19 protein-coding genes and 3 tRNA genes are annotated in these 18,567 nt (G+C 68.4%); 17 read left to right on the forward strand and 5 right to left on the reverse strand.

Annotated features, from left to right (window positions below; translation table 11 throughout):
* The first annotated feature begins 37 nt into the window (after positions 1-37).
* Positions 38-250, forward strand: a complete 213-nt coding sequence (locus tag Q4V64_RS31025) for a hypothetical protein (RefSeq protein ID WP_124439930.1) — start codon at positions 38-40, stop codon at positions 248-250.
* Positions 251-329: 79 nt separating this feature from the next.
* Here Q4V64_RS31025 and Q4V64_RS31030 read toward each other — a convergent pair whose 3' ends face one another.
* The 3 genes from Q4V64_RS31030 to Q4V64_RS31040 form a co-directional block, all read right to left on the reverse strand.
* Positions 330-707 (reverse strand): nuclear transport factor 2 family protein, encoded by a 378-nt coding sequence (locus tag Q4V64_RS31030; RefSeq protein ID WP_124439929.1) that lies wholly within the window; start codon positions 705-707, stop codon positions 330-332.
* Between the two features lie 2 nt (positions 708-709).
* Complete coding sequence (locus Q4V64_RS31035) at positions 710-1,366, reverse strand: SDR family oxidoreductase (protein WP_124439928.1); 657 nt, start codon at positions 1,364-1,366, stop codon at positions 710-712.
* A 190-nt stretch (positions 1,367-1,556) separates the two neighbouring features.
* The gene (locus Q4V64_RS31040) at positions 1,557-2,795 is read right to left on the reverse strand and encodes an amidohydrolase family protein (RefSeq protein ID WP_124439927.1); all 1,239 of its coding nucleotides are present in this window, start codon (positions 2,793-2,795) and stop codon (positions 1,557-1,559) included.
* A 248-nt stretch (positions 2,796-3,043) separates the two neighbouring features.
* On the opposite strand from Q4V64_RS31040, the gene Q4V64_RS31045 reads away from it, so the two are divergent.
* The 6 genes from Q4V64_RS31045 to Q4V64_RS31070 all read left to right on the forward strand — a co-directional run bounded on the left by Q4V64_RS31045 (position 3,044) and on the right by Q4V64_RS31070 (position 5,641).
* Positions 3,044-3,116: transfer RNA gene (locus Q4V64_RS31045), tRNA-Thr, on the forward strand.
* Positions 3,117-3,162: 46 nt separating this feature from the next.
* Positions 3,163-3,235, forward strand: a tRNA-Met gene (locus tag Q4V64_RS31050).
* A gap of 90 nt (positions 3,236-3,325) precedes the next feature.
* A complete protein-coding gene (gene rpmG, locus Q4V64_RS31055) occupies positions 3,326-3,490 on the forward strand; it encodes a 50S ribosomal protein L33 (protein WP_003948671.1) in 165 nt (54 codons plus the stop codon).
* A 126-nt stretch (positions 3,491-3,616) separates the two neighbouring features.
* Positions 3,617-4,069: a MaoC family dehydratase N-terminal domain-containing protein gene (locus tag Q4V64_RS31060; RefSeq protein WP_124439926.1), complete on the forward strand. Its 453-nt coding sequence runs from the start codon at positions 3,617-3,619 to the stop codon at positions 4,067-4,069.
* 1 nt (position 4,070) lies between these two features.
* On the forward strand, positions 4,071-4,499 hold the full coding sequence (locus Q4V64_RS31065; RefSeq protein WP_124439925.1) for a MaoC family dehydratase: 429 nt from the start codon (positions 4,071-4,073) through the stop codon (positions 4,497-4,499).
* Between the two features lie 86 nt (positions 4,500-4,585).
* Complete coding sequence (locus tag Q4V64_RS31070; protein ID WP_124439924.1) at positions 4,586-5,641, forward strand: UDP-N-acetylmuramate dehydrogenase; 1,056 nt, start codon at positions 4,586-4,588, stop codon at positions 5,639-5,641.
* 21 nt (positions 5,642-5,662) lie between these two features.
* Here the strand turns inward: Q4V64_RS31070 and Q4V64_RS31075 are convergent, their stop codons facing one another.
* Both Q4V64_RS31075 and Q4V64_RS31080 read right to left on the reverse strand, forming a co-directional pair.
* Positions 5,663-6,691, reverse strand: coding sequence for an adenosine deaminase (locus Q4V64_RS31075; RefSeq protein WP_124439923.1), 1,029 nt, complete (start codon positions 6,689-6,691; stop codon positions 5,663-5,665).
* Positions 6,692-6,818: 127 nt separating this feature from the next.
* Entirely contained in the window at positions 6,819-8,042 is a 1,224-nt protein-coding gene (locus Q4V64_RS31080) for a pyridoxal phosphate-dependent aminotransferase (RefSeq protein ID WP_124439922.1), read from the reverse strand.
* A 294-nt stretch (positions 8,043-8,336) separates the two neighbouring features.
* Between Q4V64_RS31080 and Q4V64_RS31085 the strand changes: the two genes are divergently transcribed.
* From Q4V64_RS31085 to rpoB, 10 genes are all read left to right on the forward strand, one after another.
* Positions 8,337-8,409, forward strand: a tRNA-Trp gene (locus Q4V64_RS31085).
* A 111-nt stretch (positions 8,410-8,520) separates the two neighbouring features.
* Positions 8,521-8,808, forward strand: coding sequence for a preprotein translocase subunit SecE (secE, locus tag Q4V64_RS31090; protein ID WP_124439921.1), 288 nt, complete (start codon positions 8,521-8,523; stop codon positions 8,806-8,808).
* A gap of 81 nt (positions 8,809-8,889) precedes the next feature.
* Entirely contained in the window at positions 8,890-9,741 is an 852-nt protein-coding gene (gene nusG, locus Q4V64_RS31095; RefSeq protein ID WP_124439920.1) for a transcription termination/antitermination protein NusG, read from the forward strand.
* Positions 9,742-9,910: 169 nt separating this feature from the next.
* The gene (gene rplK, locus Q4V64_RS31100) at positions 9,911-10,345 is read left to right on the forward strand and encodes a 50S ribosomal protein L11 (protein ID WP_007384044.1); all 435 of its coding nucleotides are present in this window, start codon (positions 9,911-9,913) and stop codon (positions 10,343-10,345) included.
* Positions 10,346-10,442: 97 nt separating this feature from the next.
* The gene (gene rplA / locus Q4V64_RS31105) at positions 10,443-11,168 is read left to right on the forward strand and encodes a 50S ribosomal protein L1 (protein ID WP_124439919.1); all 726 of its coding nucleotides are present in this window, start codon (positions 10,443-10,445) and stop codon (positions 11,166-11,168) included.
* Positions 11,169-11,313: 145 nt separating this feature from the next.
* Complete coding sequence (locus Q4V64_RS31110; RefSeq protein ID WP_124439918.1) at positions 11,314-12,159, forward strand: hypothetical protein; 846 nt, start codon at positions 11,314-11,316, stop codon at positions 12,157-12,159.
* A 98-nt stretch (positions 12,160-12,257) separates the two neighbouring features.
* The gene (locus Q4V64_RS31115) at positions 12,258-13,100 is read left to right on the forward strand and encodes a DUF1396 domain-containing protein (protein WP_124439978.1); all 843 of its coding nucleotides are present in this window, start codon (positions 12,258-12,260) and stop codon (positions 13,098-13,100) included.
* 285 nt (positions 13,101-13,385) lie between these two features.
* Positions 13,386-13,916 (forward strand): 50S ribosomal protein L10, encoded by a 531-nt coding sequence (rplJ, locus tag Q4V64_RS31120; RefSeq protein WP_124439917.1) that lies wholly within the window; start codon positions 13,386-13,388, stop codon positions 13,914-13,916.
* A 126-nt stretch (positions 13,917-14,042) separates the two neighbouring features.
* Positions 14,043-14,426, forward strand: a complete 384-nt coding sequence (rplL, locus tag Q4V64_RS31125; RefSeq protein WP_124439916.1) for a 50S ribosomal protein L7/L12 — start codon at positions 14,043-14,045, stop codon at positions 14,424-14,426.
* A gap of 581 nt (positions 14,427-15,007) precedes the next feature.
* Positions 15,008-18,493 carry a DNA-directed RNA polymerase subunit beta gene (gene rpoB, locus Q4V64_RS31130; RefSeq protein ID WP_124439915.1) on the forward strand — a complete coding sequence of 1,162 codons (3,486 nt, stop codon included), beginning with the start codon at positions 15,008-15,010 and terminating at the stop codon, positions 18,491-18,493.
* Positions 18,494-18,567 lie beyond the last annotated feature (74 nt).

The raw sequence follows: 18,567 nt of genomic DNA on the forward strand, positions 1-18,567 counted from the left end.
GAGGGGGGCCGCGCGCCCTCCGGGGCACACTGGCACCATGTCCACCCGCCGCAGACACTGCCCCGAATGCCGTCGCGAAATCGCCGTCGTCGCCGGCCGCTTCGCCCGGCACGACCCGCCCGGCGCACGCGAGAGCGGCCAACTCGTCTCGTGCCCGGGATCCCGGAGGCAGGCGGAACTCGGGGCGGCCCAGCCGTCGTTGGACGGGTATGTGATCCCGGAATTCCCAGGACAGCTGCCCCTGTTCTAGACCGCCCCAGCCCCGTGAGCCCAGCCTCTACGGCCGAACGAAGGCCTCACGAAAGCCGAACGAAGGCCTCACGAAGGCCTCACGAAGGCCTCACGTCCATCCGCGTCACCAACTCGTCCCCGCCGAACCGGTACACGTGCTCGACCGTCTCCTCCGCCCACCGCTCGCCCGACGCGTCCCGCATCCCGGGCCGTACGGTCGCCACCACCGCCTCGCCGTCCTGGTCGAGCCGCAGCCCCTCCAGCCGTACGAGGGGATGCCCGGCCGCGAACTGCCGTGCCCAGTACGCGCGTACCGCCTCACGGCCGTGCACCCGGACCCCGTCCAGCATGTTCGGCCAGTCCACGTCCGGGGACAGGCAGCGCGGGACGAAGGCGTCGCGCTCGTCGGTGGAGAAGACCTCGTACATCCGCCGCAGCAGCGCCTCCCGCGCGGCCGGAACCGCCCCGGCGGCCATCCTCAGTTCCCCGCCACCGACTTGACCGCCACCGACACCGGCGTCTTCCCGGCGACCAGCTCCAGGGTCAGACCGGCCGTCGCCGGGGTGTCCAGCAACTCCGCGAGTACGGCGGCCACGTCGTCGCGCGGAATCGGGCCGCGGCCCGTGTGCGCCTCCAGGCGTACGAGGCCGGTGCCGGCGTCGTCCGTCAGCGCGCCGGGGCGCAGGATCGTCCAGTCGAGGGCGTCCAGACCGGTCACGTACGCGTCGGCCTCGCCCTTGGCGCGCAGGTAGACATCGAAGACCTCGCTGCCCTCGTGCGCGGGGTCGGCGCCCATGGACGACACGACCACGAAGCGCCGTACGCCCGCCTGGACCGCCGCGTCCGCGAACAGCACCGCCGCACCCTTGTCCACCGTGTCCTTGCGGACCACCCCGCTGCCCGGACCCGCGCCCGCCGCGAAGACCGCCGCGTCGGCGCCCCGCAGACGCGCCGCCACCTCCTCGACCGCGGCGGACTCCAGGTCCAGCACAATCGGTTCGGCGCCGGCCTCCCGCAGATCGTCGCCCTGTTCGGCGCGGCGGATGATCCCCGCGACCTCGTCCCCGCGCGCGGCGAGCAACCGCTCCAGCCGCAGCGCGATCTGACCATGACCACCAGCGATGACAATGCGCATGCCTTCGACCGTACGCCCGGACGGCCGCATCCGCCGCACGACTTCGGCCACGCCCCAGGAACACACGCACTCACAGGCGTTGGACGCGCACGCGGGGCGGCAAAGCCAGGATCAAGAGCCGCAGACGCAGGCCCCACCGCCCTCGCCCCTCGCCCCCGTCCTCGCGCCTCGTCCTCGCCTACGACCCCACTCACCGCCCCTGCCGAGGCAACCCCAACTGCGCCGCGGCGGCGGAGTTGCAGTACTCCCGCACCGCGCTGGTCCGCGCCACCACGCGCCCCCGGTGCACCACGATCCGGCTGTACGCCAGCGACAGCGCCCCCGCCAGCCGGTCGCCGCGCACCGCCAGCAACTCGGCCGGGAATCCCGCCTCCACCCGTACCTCCGGAAGGCCCAGCACCGCCCGCGCCGACGAGCTCACCGCGTCGTACGCGTCCTCCGGGCACAGCCCGTGGCGGGACGCCAGCAGATAGGCCGCCTCCAGCGGATCGCCGCGCCCCACCGGGTTCGACACGTCACGCAGGGCACCGCTGCCCGCGCTCACCCGCACCCCGGCCGCGCGCAGCAGCCGTACCGGTGCCGTGCCCCGGCGCTCGACGCCCCCGCAGCCGCCCTGCGGCAGGCACACCACCGCCACGCCGGCCGCCGCGAGCCGGTCGGCGATGCGGCCGGCCGTCTCGGCGGGCAGCCGGCTCAGGCCGCCGCACGGGGCGAGCGTCACCCCGGGACGCAGCCCGCCCGCCATCGCGGCGAGACGGGACAGACGCCCAGGGTCGGTGGCGTCGGTGTGCAGGTCGACGGGGCAGCCGTGCTCGGAGGCGACCTCCAGGACCGCCTGTACGTAGCCAGTCGGATCGGGGTCGAGGTCAGGACAACCGCCCACCACGGAGGCGCCCATCTTCATCGCGTCGTGCAGCATCGCGAGCCCGTCGGCCCCGGCCACCCCGGTCAGCACCCTCGGCATCGCCACCGCCGCCACCTCGGTGAGCCCGCGCAGCGCCCGCCGCGCCTGCAGTACGGCGGCCAGCGCGCCGAGCCCTTGGACGTCCCCCACGCGCACGTGTGCCCGCAGCGCGGTCGCCCCGTGCCCCACTTGCAGCAGAGCGGCCTCGGTGGCCCGGCGCTGGACGTCCTGCGTGTCGTACGAGACCGGCCCCTCGCCCTCGCCCGACAGCGCGGTGTCGGCGTGGGCGTGCGGCTCGGCCGGAGCCGGCAGGAGCAGATAGCCGCTGAGGTCCACGCGCGTGCCGCACGCGCGCGTGCCGTCCGCCGTGAGGCTCCCCGCCGTTCCGACCGCCTCGATGCGCCCGCCGCCCAGTCGTACGTCCACGGTCCGGCCGTCGGTGAGCCGCGCCCCGCACAGCAGCAGCGAGGCCGGGCCCGACGACGAGGACGACGAGTGGGACGGCTGCGGCCGACTGTCGGGCATCGCGCTCCAGGGGCTCGGGGGGCTGCGGCTCGGGGACTGCGCGAGGGACGGAAGATCACGCAGAGTGAGTCCGAGCCTAGGGTGACGACGCGCTCCCGACGCGGAGGAGCGCAATAGTCGTACCGGCGTGGTCAGTCCTGCCGGAGAGGCCTCCGTGGCTCATGGGAGGACCGGGCGACAGGGCCCGGTGGAGGCCGCGAAACGGATTTGGGTGAACGGCGGCCGAGCGTGTAATGTCTTCATCGCTCGCCCCAATAGCTCAGTCGGCAGAGCGTCTCCATGGTAAGGAGAAGGTCTACGGTTCGATTCCGTATTGGGGCTCTGGTGTGAGAGGTTCCCGCCGCGAGGCGGGGCCCGATCGCATCACAGCGGTGTAGCTCAGTCGGTAGAGCAAGCGGCTCATAATCGCTGTGTCACCGGTTCAAGTCCGGTCACCGCTACTGACAGTAGCCGATTGCGGGGTCGGTCCTTCGATCGGCTACTCTTTCTTGCGTTAACCCAGTCCCATCCGTTCGTCAAGGAGCACTCACGTGGCTGCCACCGACGTCCGCCCGAAGATCACGCTGGCCTGCGTGGAGTGCAAGGAGCGGAACTACATCACCAAGAAGAACCGGCGTAACAACCCGGACCGTCTTGAGATGAAGAAGCACTGCCCGCGTTGCAATGCGCACACCGCGCACCGCGAAACGCGATAAAACAGGCTCGTATGTGAGGCCGCCCCCGCAGTCGGGGGGCGGCCTCACGTCGTTTCACATCCGGTTACCGACCGGTTCCGGTCGACTACAGGTCAACCAGAGCAGACATCCAGGAGGTACCGAGCCATGGCGCTCGATCAGTCCTTCGTGGGGCGGACCTATCCGCCCACCGACCCATACGAAGTGGGCCGGGAGAAGATCCGTGAGTTCGCGGAAGCGGTGGGGGACCCGAACCCTGCGTACACGGACCCGGACGCCGCCAAGGCGCTCGGCCACCCGGATGTGATCGCCCCGCCGACCTTCGTCTTCTCGATCAGCTTCAAGGCGGCCGGACAGGTCATCGAGGACCCGCAGCTCGGCCTGGACTACAGCCGCGTCGTGCACGGAGACCAGAAGTTCGCCTACGTCCGCCCGGTGCGCGCCGGCGACCGGCTCACCGTCACCACGACCATCGAGGCCATCAAGTCCATGGCGGGCAACGACATCCTGGACGTCCGGGGCGAGGTCCACGACGAGGCCGGCGAGCACGTCGTGACCGCCTGGACGAAGCTGGTCGCCCGCGCGGCCGAGGAGGGCTGACATGACGGCGAAGATCTCCTACGACGACGTCGAGGTCGGCACCGAGCTGCCCGCCCAGTCCTTCCCCGTGACCCGCGCCACCCTCGTCCGGTACGCGGGCGCCTCCGGGGACTTCAACCCGATCCACTGGAACGAGAAGTTCGCCAAGGACGTCGGGCTGCCGGACGTCATCGCGCACGGCATGTTCACCATGGCCGAGGCGATCCGTGTGGTCACCGACTGGACCGGCGACCCGGGCGCGGTCGTCGAGTACGGCGTCCGCTTCACCAGGCCCGTCGTCGTCCCCAACGACGACCAGGGCGCCACGATCGAGGTCACCGGCAAGATCGCGGTCAAGCTCGACGACAGCAGGGTCCGCGTGGACCTCACGGCGACCAGCGCCGGACAGAAGGTGCTGGGGATGTCGCGGGCCGTCGTACAACTGGCCTGAGCACCGACTCGGGGAACGGCTCGGCCGGCTGCCGGGCCGTTCGCCCGTGACGGGGGCTGTCAGTGCCGTCTCGTAGTCTTGGGCGCGTGCAGGAACTCCACGACGCCCCCCTCGCCCCGCTGACCACCTTCCGGCTGGGAGGTCCGGCGACCCGGCTGGTCTACGCGACGACCGACGCCGAGGTCATCGCCATCGTCCGCGAGGCCGACGACAGCGGGACGCCGCTGCTGCTCATCGGCGGCGGCTCGAACCTGGTCATCGGCGACAAGGGCTTCGCGGGCACCGCGCTCGTCATCGCCACCAAGGGCTGCGCGCTCGACGGCACCCGGCTGGAGCTGGCCGCCGGCGAGGTGTGGACCGACGCCGTCGCCCGGACCGTCGAGGCGGGTCTCGCCGGTGTCGAGTGCCTCGCCGGCATCCCGGGCTCGTCGGGCGCGACCCCCATCCAGAACGTGGGGGCGTACGGCCAGGAGGTCTCGTCGACGATCACGGAGGTCGTCGCCTACGACCGCCGGGCGCGGGAAACGGTCACGCTGACGAACGCGGAATGCGCCTTCTCCTACCGCCACAGCCGCTTCAAGGCCGACCCCGAGCGGTACGTCGTCCTGCGCGTCCGCTTCGAACTGGAGGACGCGGGCGGCCTGTCCGGACCCCTCAAGTACGCCGAGACGGCCCGGGCGCTGGGCGTGGATCCCGGCGACCGCGTGCCGCTCGCCGACGCCCGCGAGACCGTCCTGAAGCTGCGCTCCGGGAAGGGCATGGTCCTGGACCCCGAGGACCACGACACCTGGTCGGCCGGGTCCTTCTTCACCAACCCGATCCTCACCGACGATGAGTTCGCCGCGTTCCACGCGCGCGTGCGGGAGCGGCTGGGCGAGGACGTGCGGCCGCCGGCGTATCCGGCGAGGGAGGGACACACCAAGACCTCCGCCGCCTGGCTGATCGACAAGGCGGGCTTCACCAAGGGCTACGGCACCGGACCGGCCCGGATCTCCACGAAGCACACCCTCGCCCTCACCAACCGGGGCGGGGCGACCACCGAGGACCTGCTCGCACTCGCCCGCGAGGTCGTCGCCGGCGTCCGCGACGCATTCGGGATCACGCTGGTCAACGAGCCGGTGACGGTCGGCGTCAGTCTGTAGAGCGGCAGGGCTCGTGAGGAGCTAGGCGAGCCAGTCGTCCACCCCGGCCAGCAGCTTGGTCTTCATCTCCTCCGGCGCCGCCGACGCCCGTACCGACTGGCGGGCCAGTTCCGCCAGTTCCGCGTCCGTGAAGGCGTGGTGGTGGCGGGCGATGTCGTACTGGGCCGCCAGCCGGGAGCCGAACAGGAGCGGGTCGTCCGCGCCCAGGGCCATCGGGACACCCGCCTCGAAGAGGGTCCGCAGGGGCACGTCCTCCGGCTTCTCGTACACGCCCAGGGCCACGTTCGACGCCGGGCACACCTCGCAGGTGACGCCCCGGTCGGCGAGGCGCTTCAGCAGCCGCGGATCCTCGGCCGCCCGCACGCCGTGCCCGATCCGGTGCGCGTCCAGGTCGTCCAGGCAGTCCCGGACGGAATACGGGCCGGTCAGCTCGCCTCCGTGCGGCGCCGACAGCAGGCCACCCTCGCGGGCGATCGCGAAAGCCCGGTCGAAGTCCCGTGCCATGCCCCGGCGTTCGTCGTTCGACAGACCGAAACCGACGACACCCCGGTCGGCGTACCGCACCGCCAGCCGGGCCAGCGTCCGGGCGTCCAGCGGGTGCTTCATACGGTTCGCGGCCACCAGGACACGCATCCCGAGGCCGGTCTCCCGCATGGTCGTGTCCACCGCGTCGAGGATGACCTCCAGGGCCGGGATCAGACCGCCCAGGCGTGGGGCGTACGAGGTCGGGTCGACCTGGATCTCCAGCCAACCCGAGCCGTCCTTCAGGTCCTCCTCGGCCGCCTCCCGGACCAGGCGCTGGATGTCCTCCGGCTCTCTGAGACACGAGCGCGCCGCGTCGTACAGGCGCTGGAAGCGGAACCAGCCGCGCTCGTCCGTCGCCCGCAGCCTCGGCGGCTCACCACTGGTCAGTGCTTCGGTCAGCGCCTCCGGCAGCCGTACGCCGTACTTGTCGGCGAGCTCCAGCACGGTGGTCGGTCGCATCGACCCGGTGAAGTGCAGGTGCAGATGGGCTTTCGGCAGCTCAGAGACATCACGTACACGCTCCATTCGAGGATCCTGCCGTACGTTGCTGTCGTCCCGGTAGCGCTTTCCCCGAACGTGGTCTTGCTCGCACAAACGACAGAGAGGCGTACCACCCCTCAACGTTCAAGGGAGGTACGCCTCTCCGTGAAACTCAGCGAGCCTCGGCCAGCAGCTTCTGGATCCGGCTCACACCCTCGACGAGGTCCTCGTCGCCCAGGGCGTACGACAGCCGCAGGTAGCCCGGCGTGCCGAAGGCCTCGCCCGGGACGACCGCGACCTCGGCCTCCTCCAGGATCAGCGCGGCCAGCTCGACCGTGTCCTGCGGACGCTTGCCGCGGATCTCCTTGCCCAGCAGTGCCTTCACCGAGGGGTAGGCGTAGAAGGCGCCCTCGGGCTCGGGGCAGACGACGCCGTCGATCTCGTTCAGCATCCGCACGATCGTCTTGCGGCGCCGGTCGAAGGCCTCGCGCATCTTCGCGACCGCGTCCAGGTTGCCGGAGACGGCGGCGAGGGCGGCGGCCTGGGCCACGTTCGAGACGTTCGACGTGGCGTGCGACTGCAGGTTGGTGGCCGCCTTCACGACGTCCTTCGGGCCGATGATCCAGCCCACGCGCCAGCCCGTCATGGCGTACGTCTTCGCCACGCCGTTGACCACGATGCACTTCTCGCGCAGCTCGGGCAGGAGGGCCGGGAGGGAGACGGAGGCCGCGTCGCCGTAGACGAGGTGCTCGTAGATCTCGTCGGTCAGCACCCACAGGCCGTGCTCGACGGCCCAGCGGCCGATCGCCTCGGTCTCGGCCTCGCTGTAGACCGCGCCTGTCGGGTTGGACGGCGACACGAAGAGGACGACCTTCGTCCGCTCCGTACGGGCGGCCTCCAGCTGCTCGACCGAGACGCGGTAGCCGGTCGTCTCATCGGCGACGACCTCGACCGGGACGCCGCCCGCGAGACGGATCGACTCGGGGTAGGTCGTCCAGTACGGGGCCGGGACGATGACCTCGTCGCCCGGGTCCAGGATCGCGGCGAAGGCCTCGTAGATCGCCTGCTTGCCGCCGTTGGTGACCAGGATCTGCGAGACGTCCGGCTCGTAGCCGGAGTCACGCAGGGTCTTCGCGGCGAGTGCGGCCTTCAGCTCGGGCAGGCCGCCGGCCGGCGTGTAGCGGTGGTACTTCGGGTTCTTGCAGGCCTCGACGGCCGCCTCGACGATGTAGTCCGGGGTCGGGAAGTCGGGCTCGCCGGCGCCGAAGCCGATCACCGGACGCCCGGCGGCCTTGAGGGCCTTGGCCTTGGCGTCCACGGCGAGGGTGGCGGACTCGGAGATCGCGCCGACTCGGGCGGAGACCCGGCGCTCGGTGGGTGGGATTGCAGCGCTCATGGGGCCCATCGTTTCAGACCGGAAACTCACCCGGCACGCGGGTTTCACAGACTGAACATGTGCGGGCAAACCCCAGAACACCCGTGCGGAACCCGCTCGCGGCCAGGGCGATCTTCAGCCGATCTTCGGCCGTTCCGCCGCCGTTCTTCCCTTCGCAAAGCCCCTACGGGCACTTTCTGTTCGACGCCCGGCCCGGGACCACGTACACTCTCACCTCGTTGGCCTTCAACAGCTCGTGCTCAACCGGTGCACACCGAGCACTCGGTTGGATGCGGTACGTTGGGGGGCACACAAAGGGTCGTAGCTCAATTGGTAGAGCACTGGTCTCCAAAACCAGCGGTTGGGGGTTCAAGTCCCTCCGGCCCTGCTACACACGCCTTAGCCAGGATGTGTGTGTGCGCATGTACGTACAATATGCACCGCCGTGCGGCTCAGACCGGGCGCGGCACGGCCACGACCCGGAATCAGGTGAGGACGAGTGACGGACGCCGTGGGCTCCATCGACATGCCTGATGCCCAGGACGAGGCGCCGGAGTCCAAGAAGAAGACCCGTAAGGGTGGCAAGCGCGCCAAGAAGGGCCCGCTGAAGCGCCTCGCGCTCTTCTACCGCCAGATCGTCGCGGAGCTCCGCAAGGTCGTCTGGCCCACGCGCAACCAGCTGTCGACATACACGACCGTGGTGATCATCTTCGTCATCATCATGATCGGCCTGGTGACCGTGATTGACTATGGATTCGACCACGCCGCCAAGTACGTCTTCGGCTGAGCAAAGAGCGAAGGGCGCCGCGGGTTACCGGCGCCCCTTTCGCATGTTCCACCCCTATGTATCCAGGAAGAAGCAGCCACCGTGTCTGACCAGAACCTGAACGACGCCGTTGAGCCACACGGGCAGGACGTCGAGTCCGTGGAAGACGAGCTCGACATCGTCGAGGGCGCGGACGAGGACCTGGACGAGGTCGAGGCTGCCGACGCCGAGGCGGGCGAGCCCGCTGAGGAAGCCGCCGTGCACGTCGAGGACGACGAGGCCGAGGCCGAAGAAGCCGAGGTCGAAGAAGAGGCCGAAGAAGAAGAGGCCGAGCCCGTCGACCCCGTCGCCGCCCTGCGCGAGGAACTGCGGACCCTGCCCGGCGAGTGGTACGTCATCCACACCTACGCCGGTTACGAGAACCGCGTGAAGACCAACCTCGAGCAGCGCGCCGTCTCGCTGAATGTCGAGGACTACATCTTCCAGGCCGAAGTGCCGCAGGAAGAGGTCGTCCAGATCAAGAACGGCGACCGCAAGACCATCAAGCAGAACAAGCTGCCGGGCTACGTCCTGGTCCGCATGGACCTGACGAACGAGTCCTGGGGCGTCGTCCGCAACACCCCCGGCGTCACCGGCTTCGTGGGCAACGCCTACGACCCGTACCCGCTGACCCTGGACGAGATCGTCAAGATGCTCGCGCCGGAGGCCGAGGAGAAGGCGGCCCGCGAGGCCGCCGAGGCCGAGGGCAAGCCGGCTCCGCAGCGCAAGGTCGAGGTCCAGGTGCTGGACTTCGAGGTGGGCGACTCGGTCACCGTCACCGACGGACCGTTCGCCACGCTCCAGGCCACCATCAACGAGATCAACGCCGACTCGAAGAAGGTCAAGGGTCTCGTGGAGATCTTCGGCCGGGAGACGCCGGTCGAGCTCTCCTTCGACCAGATCCAGAAGAACTAGTTCTTCCTGGACGCACCGCTTCCGACCAGGTCAGAGGGGCTGTCAAAAGCTCCTCTGACCTGCTCGGTTTTTGGCCGCGCATCTATACCCGTTATCGTTGTGCGGTATGCCTTCAGCCGGGACGCGACCCGGGTGGGGGTAGACCCGAATCGAAAGGACCCGGAGAGCAATGCCTCCCAAGAAGAAGAAGGTCACGGGGCTCATCAAGCTCCAGATCCAGGCCGGTGCCGCCAACCCGGCCCCGCCGGTCGGCCCGGCGCTCGGTCAGCACGGCGTCAACATCATGGAGTTCTGCAAGGCCTACAACGCCGCGACCGAGTCGCAGCGCGGTTGGGTCATCCCGGTGGAGATCACGGTCTACGAGGACCGCTCCTTCACCTTCATCACCAAGACGCCGCCGGCCGCCAAGATGATCCTCAAGGCCGCGGGCGTGGAGAAGGGCTCCGGCGAGCCGCACAAGACCAAGGTCGCCAAGATCACCCAGGCGCAGGTCCGCGAGATCGCCACCACGAAGATGCCCGACCTCAACGCCAACGACCTGGACGCCGCCGCGAAGATCATCGCCGGTACCGCGCGTTCCATGGGCGTCACGGTCGAGGGCTGAACCCCTCCCTCGTAGAACCATGCGGCTCGCGAGGCCGCACGTGGCAGGGCCTGCTCGGCCCGTACCACGACTCCTTTCAGAACACACAGGAGCAGTTGTGAGCAAGCGCAGCAAGGCTCTCCGCGCTGCGGACGCCAAGATCGACCGGGAGAAGCTGTACGCCCCGCTCGAGGCCGTCCGTCTCGCCAAGGAGACCTCCACGACCAAGTTCGACGGCACCGTCGAGGTCGCCTTCCGTCTGGGTGTCGACCCGCGCAAGGCCGACCAGATGGTCCGTGGCACCGTGAACCTCCCGCACGGCACCGGTAAGACCGCCCGGGTCCTGGTCTTCGCGACCGGTGACCGTGCCGAGGCCGCTCGTGCCGCGGGCGCCGACATCGTCGGCGCCGACGAGCTGATCGACGAGGTGTCGAAGGGCCGTCTGGACTTCGACGCCGTCGTCGCCACCCCGGACCTCATGGGCAAGGTCGGCCGCCTCGGCCGTGTCCTCGGCCCGCGTGGTCTGATGCCGAACCCGAAGACCGGCACCGTGACCCCGGACGTGGTCAAGGCCGTGACCGAGATCAAGGGCGGCAAGATCGAGTTCCGCGTCGACAAGCACTCGAACCTGCACTTCATCATCGGCAAGGCGTCCTTCGACGACACCAAGCTGGTGGAGAACTACGGCGCGGCCCTGGAGGAGATCCTCCGTCTGAAGCCGTCCGCCGCCAAGGGGCGCTACATCAAGAAGGCCGCGATCAGCACCACGATCGGCCCCGGCATTCCGCTCGACCCGAACCGCACCCGCAACCTCCTCGTCGAGGAGGACCCGGCAGCTGTCTGACCGGGCCGAGCCTGCCGGCTCGCCGAGTCGGCTACGGGCCCCGCACCTTCCGAGGTGCGGGGCCCGTTGCCATGTGTGGGTTCCGTTCCCGTGGGTGCCGTGCCCTGGGTTAGCGTGCGGACAGGGCGATGGCACAGGGGGACGTATGAAGTGCACGGGCGGGCGCCGCGTCGCCCTCGCGGCCGCGGTGGCGGCCACGCTGGCGGGGTGTACCTCCTGCACCTCCTCCGGCGAGCCCGAGGGGGACCGTGGGGCGAGCCCCGTCTCTCTCGCGGCCCTGCGTTCCGCCGAGCGGTCCACCGCGCGGGCCGATTCGGCCCGGGTGCGGTCCACCACGGTCATGGGCACCGAGCTGTCCATCGAGGCCGACGGCGCACTCGGCTGGGGCCGCGGCCTCACCGGCGCCCTGACGATCACGTACACCGGCGGCACCACGGCCGAGGCGATGCGCCGACTCGGCATCACGTCGATGCAGGCCCGCTATCTGGCCGACGCCTACTACGCGCGGATGGGCGACGCGTTCGCCCGGAAGGCCGGCGGCAAGCACTGGATCAAGTACGCGTACGACGACCTCGCCGCCCTCGGCGAGGGCGGCACGAACCTCGCCGACCAGTTGCGCAACACCACGCCGAACCAGTCGGTGAAGCTGCTGCTGGACTCCGGGGACGTACGGAAGGTCGGCGAGGAGACGGTGGACGGACAGCCCGCCACGCACTACTCCGGCACGGTGGCGGTGGCGGACGTCTCCGACGCGGAACTGAGGAAGCAGCTCCAGCACGCCGGCGTCACCACCGAGACCGTCGACATCTGGGTCAACGACCGGGACCTGCTGGTCAAGAAGATCGAGAAGGGCCGGACGGCGAGCGGCGAGCTGACCCAGACGGCCCATTACAGCGACTACGGCGTGAAGGTCTCCGCCGAACGGCCCCCGGCCGGTGACACCGAGGACTTCAGGGAGCTGCTGGCGAAGCAGGGCGGCGCCACCCCCTGAGCCACTTGGGCCTCATGGGAATTCAGGGGTCTGCACCTGACTCCTGGGATACGCTCGCGGCATTGCTGTGAGCAATCTGTGTTCCTTGGGGGGAAATGATGAAGACTTCCTTACGTCGCTCCGCGCGCCGTCGAGCGATGGGTGCAGGGTTCGCCGCACTGCTCCTCGGTGCCGGAGCGGTGGGGTGTGCGAAGGGCGAGGACTCGCCCAAGATGACGCCGGTGGCGGCCGTCGCCAAGGCGGCCAAGAACGCGGAGGACATCACGTCCTTCCGGTACCGGATGACCGGCAAGGTGCCGGAGCAGGGGCGGGTCAAGGCCGATGCCGCGATGCGGATGAAGCCCACCGTGGCCATGAGCATGAAAATGACGGCGCTCGACCAGGGTGCGGACGGCACCGCGGAGATCCGGCTCGTCGACAAGGCCATGTACATGGGAGGGGGAGCCGCGGCGGCCAAGGAGATGGACGGCAAGAGCTGGCTCAAGTTCGACCTGTCCGAGCTGGGCGCCGAGGGACTGGACGATCCGTCGTTGGGCGCGGGCCAGGCCGACAAGAACCCGGCAGATCAGTCCACTTTCCTCGCCGGTTCCAAGGACGTCGAGGACGTCGGCACCGAGACCGTCGACGGAGTGAAGACCACCCACTACAAGGGGACGGTCACCATGAAGCAGCTCCGGGAGTCCCTGAAGGGCGAGGACGAGGCCACCCGGAAGCGGCGCTTCGACCAGTTCACGAAGCTGGGCGTCGACGCGGTCACGATGGACATGTGGGTCGACGGCGACGACCAGACCAAGCAGTTCCGCATGCGGGGCGACGGCGACAAGGGCCCGCTCGACATGACCATCACCCTCCTCGACATCAACGAGCCGGTGACGATCACGGCCCCGCCCGCCAAGGACACGATGGACCTCGCCGAGATGATGGACGAAGCGCAGAGCTGAGCGTCGTACCACCGGATTTGCTTGACGGCGATTCGGTCGCGTACTCTCCTACAGAAGCCAAAGACCGCTGGTCGTTGCCGTGCGCTCGTGAGAGGGCTCGGTGGCCGAAGGATCCGCTGAATTCCGCGGACGACCCGCGCAGGTGACTGTGGAAGTGCTCCCGTCGGTTCGCTGCTCGCGCTGCGAATGCCGGTCGAGCTACGCCCCGTGCGCCTGCGCCGGGGCGTTTCGTTTACCCCAGCCCCTTCCGAGCGGTCGTCATCACCCGGAAGGAGGCTGAGGCTCATGGCGAGGCCTGACAAGGTCGATGCTGTCGTGGAGATGCGGGACAAGTTCCGCAACTCCAACGGCGCCGTCGTTACCGCGTACACCGGTCTCACCGTCGCGCAGCTCCAACAGCTGCGTCGTTCACTCGGTGAGAACGCCTATTACCGCGTGGCGAAGAACACGCTGACCAAGATTGCGGCCAATGAGGCCGGGATCGACACGATCGACGACCTCTTCCAGGGTTCGTCGGCCGTCGCCTTCGTGACCGGTGACCCGGTCGAGGCGGCGAAGGGTCTGCGCGACTTCGCCAAGGACAACCCGAGTCTCGTCATCAAGGGCGGCGTCCTTGACGGCAAGCCGCTGTCCGCGGACGACATCAAGAAGCTTGCGGACCTCGAGTCCCGCGAGGTTCTGCTCTCCAAGCTGGCCGGTGCCATGAAGGGCAAGCAGTCCCAGGCTGCCGCTGTCTTCCAGGCGCTGCCGTCGAAGCTCGTCCGCACCGTGGACGCTCTTCGCGCCAAGCAGGACGAGCAGGGCGGTGCCGAGTAATTCGGCTCGCGAAATGACCGCCGCCTCACGGCAGCTCGCCTGAGGCAGTGGTCGTAGCGGGCCGAACGTACGCCCGCCAGACATGTACATCCGGCACCTGCCGAATTAGTGGAAGGATCGCCCATCATGGCGAAGCTCAGCCAGGAAGACCTGCTCGCGCAGTTCGAGGAGATGACCCTCATCGAGCTCTCCGAGTTCGTGAAGGCGTTCGAGGACAAGTTCGACGTCACCGCCGCCGCCCCGGCCGCCGTCGCCGTCCAGGGCGGCCCGGCCGCCCCGGTCGAGGCCGAGGCCGAGCAGGACGAGTTCGACGTCGTCCTCACCGGCGCCGGTGACAAGAAGATCCAGGTCATCAAGGTCGTGCGTGAGCTGACCTCCCTGGGCCTGAAGGAGGCCAAGGACCTCGTGGACGGCGCCCCGAAGCCCGTTCTCGAGAAGGTCGCCAAGGACGCCGCTGAGAAGGCCGCCGAGGCCCTCAAGGGCGCCGGCGCCTCCGTCGAGGTCAAGTAAGACCTTCGGGGTCGTACTACAGATCCTGTAACGCTCAAGCGCTGAAGAGCGATCATCCATCCGGGTGGTCGCTCTTCGGCGTTCCGGGGGTCCGGTGGTGGCTGCCTTGCACCGACGTTCGTGCGGAGTATGGTGATCTTCATCGTGTCTCTGAGTGGCCCCGGTGCAGGCTGTACGTGACGAGCGCAGCAACCGGTTCGGGCAAGGGGGGCCTTGACGAACCGCACGCAGCGCGCAATTCTCAGGACGCGTCGTCACAAGGATCCGAATCCGAGGCATGGATCGACGGCGAAGAGGGCAGTATCAACGTGCGTTGAGGGCGTGGGCTTGTCGAAGGTGTTGAGAACAACGAGGGTCTCAAAAACCCGGACTGGACATCAGTGTGCCATGTGGCTACACTGACCCTTTGCGCTGCCTGTTAGCTGCCCTCTGCCCGTCACCAGGGGCATGCCCTCGATTGAACACCGACGATCAGATCTCCCCGACCTGGCCAAACAGCCGAAAATGGGAAGTCTGTCTCTGTGCGCAGGAGAGGGACCGGTACGCGCGTAGTGAGTCCGAGCCCTCGGAAGGACCCCCTCTTGGCCGCCTCGCGCACTGCCTCGACCGCGAATACGAACAACGGCGCCAGCACCGCCCCGCTGCGCATCTCCTTTGCAAAGATCAAGGAGCCCCTCGAGGTTCCCAACCTGCTCGCGCTGCAGACCGAGAGCTTCGACTGGCTGCTCGGCAACACCGCCTGGCAGAGTCGGGTCGAGGCGGCTCTGGAGTCCGGTCAGGATGTCCCCACCAAGTCCGGTCTGGAGGAGATCTTCGAGGAGATCTCTCCGATCGAGGATTTCTCCGGGTCGATGTCGCTGACCTTCCGCGACCACCGTTTCGAGCCTCCGAAGAACAGTATCGACGAGTGCAAGGAGCGCGACTTCACGTACGCCGCTCCGCTCTTCGTCACGGCTGAGTTCACCAACAACGAGACCGGCGAGATCAAGTCCCAGACCGTCTTCATGGGCGACTTCCCGCTCATGACGAACAAGGGCACCTTCGTCATCAACGGCACCGAGCGTGTCGTGGTGTCGCAGCTGGTCCGTTCGCCGGGTGTCTACTTCGACTCCTCCATCGACAAGACGTCCGACAAGGACATCTTCTCCGCGAAGATCATCCCGTCCCGGGGTGCCTGGCTGGAGATGGAGATCGACAAGCGCGACATGGTCGGTGTGCGCATCGACCGCAAGCGCAAGCAGTCCGTGACCGTTCTGCTCAAGGCTCTCGGTTGGACCACCGAGCAGATCCTCGAGGAGTTCGGCGAGTACGAGTCCATGCGCGCCACCCTGGAGAAGGACCACACCCAGGGCCAGGACGACGCGCTGCTCGACATCTACCGCAAGCTGCGTCCGGGCGAGCCGCCCACGCGGGAGGCCGCGCAGACGCTTCTTGAGAACCTCTACTTCAACCCGAAGCGTTACGACCTGGCGAAGGTCGGCCGCTACAAGGTGAACAAGAAGCTCGGCGCGGACGAGCCGCTGGACGCCGGCGTGCTCACCACCGACGACATCATCGCCACCATCAAGTACCTGGTGAAGCTGCACGCCGGTGAGACCGAGACGATGGGTGAGTCCGGTCGCTCGATCATGGTCGAGACCGACGACATCGACCACTTCGGCAACCGTCGTATCCGCAGCGTCGGCGAGCTGATCCAGAACCAGGTCCGTACGGGGCTCGCCCGTATGGAGCGCGTCGTGCGCGAGCGCATGACGACCCAGGACGTCGAGGCGATCACGCCGCAGACCCTGATCAACATCCGGCCGGTCGTCGCCTCCATCAAGGAGTTCTTCGGCACCAGCCAGCTGTCCCAGTTCATGGACCAGAACAACCCGCTGTCGGGCCTGACGCACAAGCGTCGTCTCAACGCCCTCGGCCCGGGTGGTCTCTCCCGTGAGCGGGCCGGCTTCGAGGTCCGTGACGTTCACCCGTCGCACTACGGCCGTATGTGCCCGATCGAGACGCCGGAAGGCCCGAACATCGGTCTGATCGGCTCGCTGGCCTCCTACGGCCGGGTCAACGCGTTCGGTTTCATCGAGACGCCGTACCGCAAGGTCGTCGAGGGTGTCGTCACCGACGACGTCGACTACCTGACCGCCGACGAAGAGGACCGCTTCGTCATCGCGCAGGCCAACGCGACCCTGACGGACGAGTTCCGCTTCGCCGAGGCACGCGTCCTGGTCCGCCGTCGTGGCGGTGAGGTCGACTACGTCGCCGGTGACGACGTGGACTACATGGACGTCTCGCCGCGCCAGATGGTGTCGGTCGCGACCGCCATGATCCCGTTCCTCGAGCACGACGACGCCAACCGCGCCCTCATGGGCGCGAACATGATGCGCCAGGCCGTTCCGCTGATCCAGGCGGAGTCCCCGCTCGTCGGCACCGGCATGGAGTACCGCTCCGCGGTCGACGCCGGCGACGTGGTGAAGGCCGAGAAGGACGGTGTGGTCCAGGAGGTCTCCGCGGACTACATCACCACCGCCAACGACGACGGCACGTACATCACGTACCGCCTGGCCAAGTTCTCGCGCTCCAACCAGGGCACCTCGGTCAACCAGAAGGTCATCGTCAACGAGGGCGACCGCGTCATCGAGGGCCAGGTGCTCTCCGACGGCCCGGCCACCCAGAACGGCGAGATGGCGCTGGGCAAGAACCTGCTCGTGGCGTTCATGCCGTGGGAGGGTCACAACTACGAGGACGCGATCATCCTGTCGCAGCGCCTCGTGCAGGACGACGTCCTCTCCTCGATCCACATCGAGGAGCACGAGGTCGACGCCCGTGACACCAAGCTCGGCCCCGAGGAGATCACCCGGGACATCCCGAACGTCTCCGAGGAGGTCCTCGCCGACCTCGACGAGCGCGGCATCATCCGTATCGGTGCCGAGGTCATCGCCGGTGACATCCTCGTCGGCAAGGTCACGCCCAAGGGTGAGACCGAGCTGACCCCCGAGGAGCGTCTGCTGCGCGCGATCTTCGGTGAGAAGGCCCGTGAGGTCCGCGACACCTCGCTGAAGGTGCCGCACGGCGAGACCGGCAAGGTCATCGGCGTGCGCGTCTTCGACCGCGAGGAGGGCGACGAGCTTCCCCCCGGTGTGAACCAGCTGGTGCGCGTGTACGTGGCGCAGAAGCGCAAGATCACCGACGGTGACAAGCTCGCCGGCCGTCACGGCAACAAGGGTGTCATCTCGAAGATCCTGCCGATCGAGGACATGCCGTTCCTGGAGGACGGCACTCCGGTCGACATCATCCTCAACCCGCTGGGTGTGCCGTCCCGAATGAACCCGGGACAGGTCCTGGAGATCCACCTCGGCTGGCTCGCCAGCCGCGGCTGGGACGTCTCCGGTCTCGCCGACGAGTGGGCGCAGCGCCTGCAGGTCATCGGCGCCGACCGGGTCGACCCGGGCACGAACGTCGCGACCCCCGTCTTCGACGGTGCGCGCGAGGACGAGCTCGCGGGTCTGCTCCAGCACACCATCCCGAACCGCGACGGCGACCGCCTGGTCCTCCCGTCCGGCAAGGCGAGGTTGTACGACGGCCGCTCCGGCGAGCCGTTCCCGGAGCCGATCTCGGTCGGCTTCATGTACATCCTGAAGCTGCACCACCTGGTCGACGACAAACTGCACGCCCGTTCGACCGGACCGTACTCGATGATCACCCAGCAGCCGCTGGGTGGTAAGGCCCAGTTCGGTGGCCAGCGGTTCGGCGAGATGGAGGTGTGGGCGCTGGAGGCTTATGGCGCCGCGTACGCCCTCCAGGAGCTGCTGACCATCAAGTCCGACGACGTCACCGGCCGCGTGAAGGTCTACGAGGCCATCGTCAAGGGCGAGAACATCCCCGAGCCCGGCATCCCCGAGTCCTTCAAGGTACTCATCAAGGAGATGCAGTCCCTGTGCCTCAACGTGGAGGTGCTGTCCTCGGACGGCATGTCCATCGAGATGCGCGACACCGACGAGGACGTCTTCCGCGCTGCGGAGGAGCTTGGCATCGACCTGTCCCGGCGTGAGCCGAGCAGCGTCGAAGAGGTCTGACGGGAGTCCGGAGGCCTTCGTCATGAAGGCCTCCGGCCCCAGGACCCCCGTATCAGACCCCATGACTTACAACC

The sequence above is a fragment of the Streptomyces sp. NL15-2K genome, assembly GCF_030551255.1.
GTDB lineage: Bacteria > Actinomycetota > Actinomycetes > Streptomycetales > Streptomycetaceae > Streptomyces.

Bases quoted from the DNA above. Each gene is read 5' to 3' on its own strand.
- rplK (WP_007384044.1), top strand. From the start codon at position 9,911: ATGCCTCCCAAGAAGAAGAAGGTCACGGGGCTCATCAAGCTCCAGATC.
- Q4V64_RS31065 (WP_124439925.1), top strand. From the start codon at position 4,071: ATGACGGCGAAGATCTCCTACGACGACGTCGAGGTCGGCACCGAGCTG.
- rplL (WP_124439916.1), top strand. From the start codon at position 14,043: ATGGCGAAGCTCAGCCAGGAAGACCTGCTCGCGCAGTTCGAGGAGATG.
- Q4V64_RS31035 (WP_124439928.1), bottom strand. From the start codon at position 1,366: ATGCGCATTGTCATCGCTGGTGGTCATGGTCAGATCGCGCTGCGGCTG.
- Q4V64_RS31115 (WP_124439978.1), top strand. From the start codon at position 12,258: ATGAAGACTTCCTTACGTCGCTCCGCGCGCCGTCGAGCGATGGGTGCA.
- Q4V64_RS31075 (WP_124439923.1), bottom strand. From the start codon at position 6,691: ATGGAGCGTGTACGTGATGTCTCTGAGCTGCCGAAAGCCCATCTGCAC.
- Q4V64_RS31025 (WP_124439930.1), top strand. From the start codon at position 38: ATGTCCACCCGCCGCAGACACTGCCCCGAATGCCGTCGCGAAATCGCC.
- Q4V64_RS31080 (WP_124439922.1), bottom strand. From the start codon at position 8,042: ATGAGCGCTGCAATCCCACCCACCGAGCGCCGGGTCTCCGCCCGAGTC.
- rplJ (WP_124439917.1), top strand. From the start codon at position 13,386: ATGGCGAGGCCTGACAAGGTCGATGCTGTCGTGGAGATGCGGGACAAG.
- Q4V64_RS31030 (WP_124439929.1), bottom strand. From the start codon at position 707: ATGGCCGCCGGGGCGGTTCCGGCCGCGCGGGAGGCGCTGCTGCGGCGG.
- Q4V64_RS31060 (WP_124439926.1), top strand. From the start codon at position 3,617: ATGGCGCTCGATCAGTCCTTCGTGGGGCGGACCTATCCGCCCACCGAC.
- Q4V64_RS31040 (WP_124439927.1), bottom strand. From the start codon at position 2,795: ATGCCCGACAGTCGGCCGCAGCCGTCCCACTCGTCGTCCTCGTCGTCG.
- Q4V64_RS31110 (WP_124439918.1), top strand. From the start codon at position 11,314: ATGAAGTGCACGGGCGGGCGCCGCGTCGCCCTCGCGGCCGCGGTGGCG.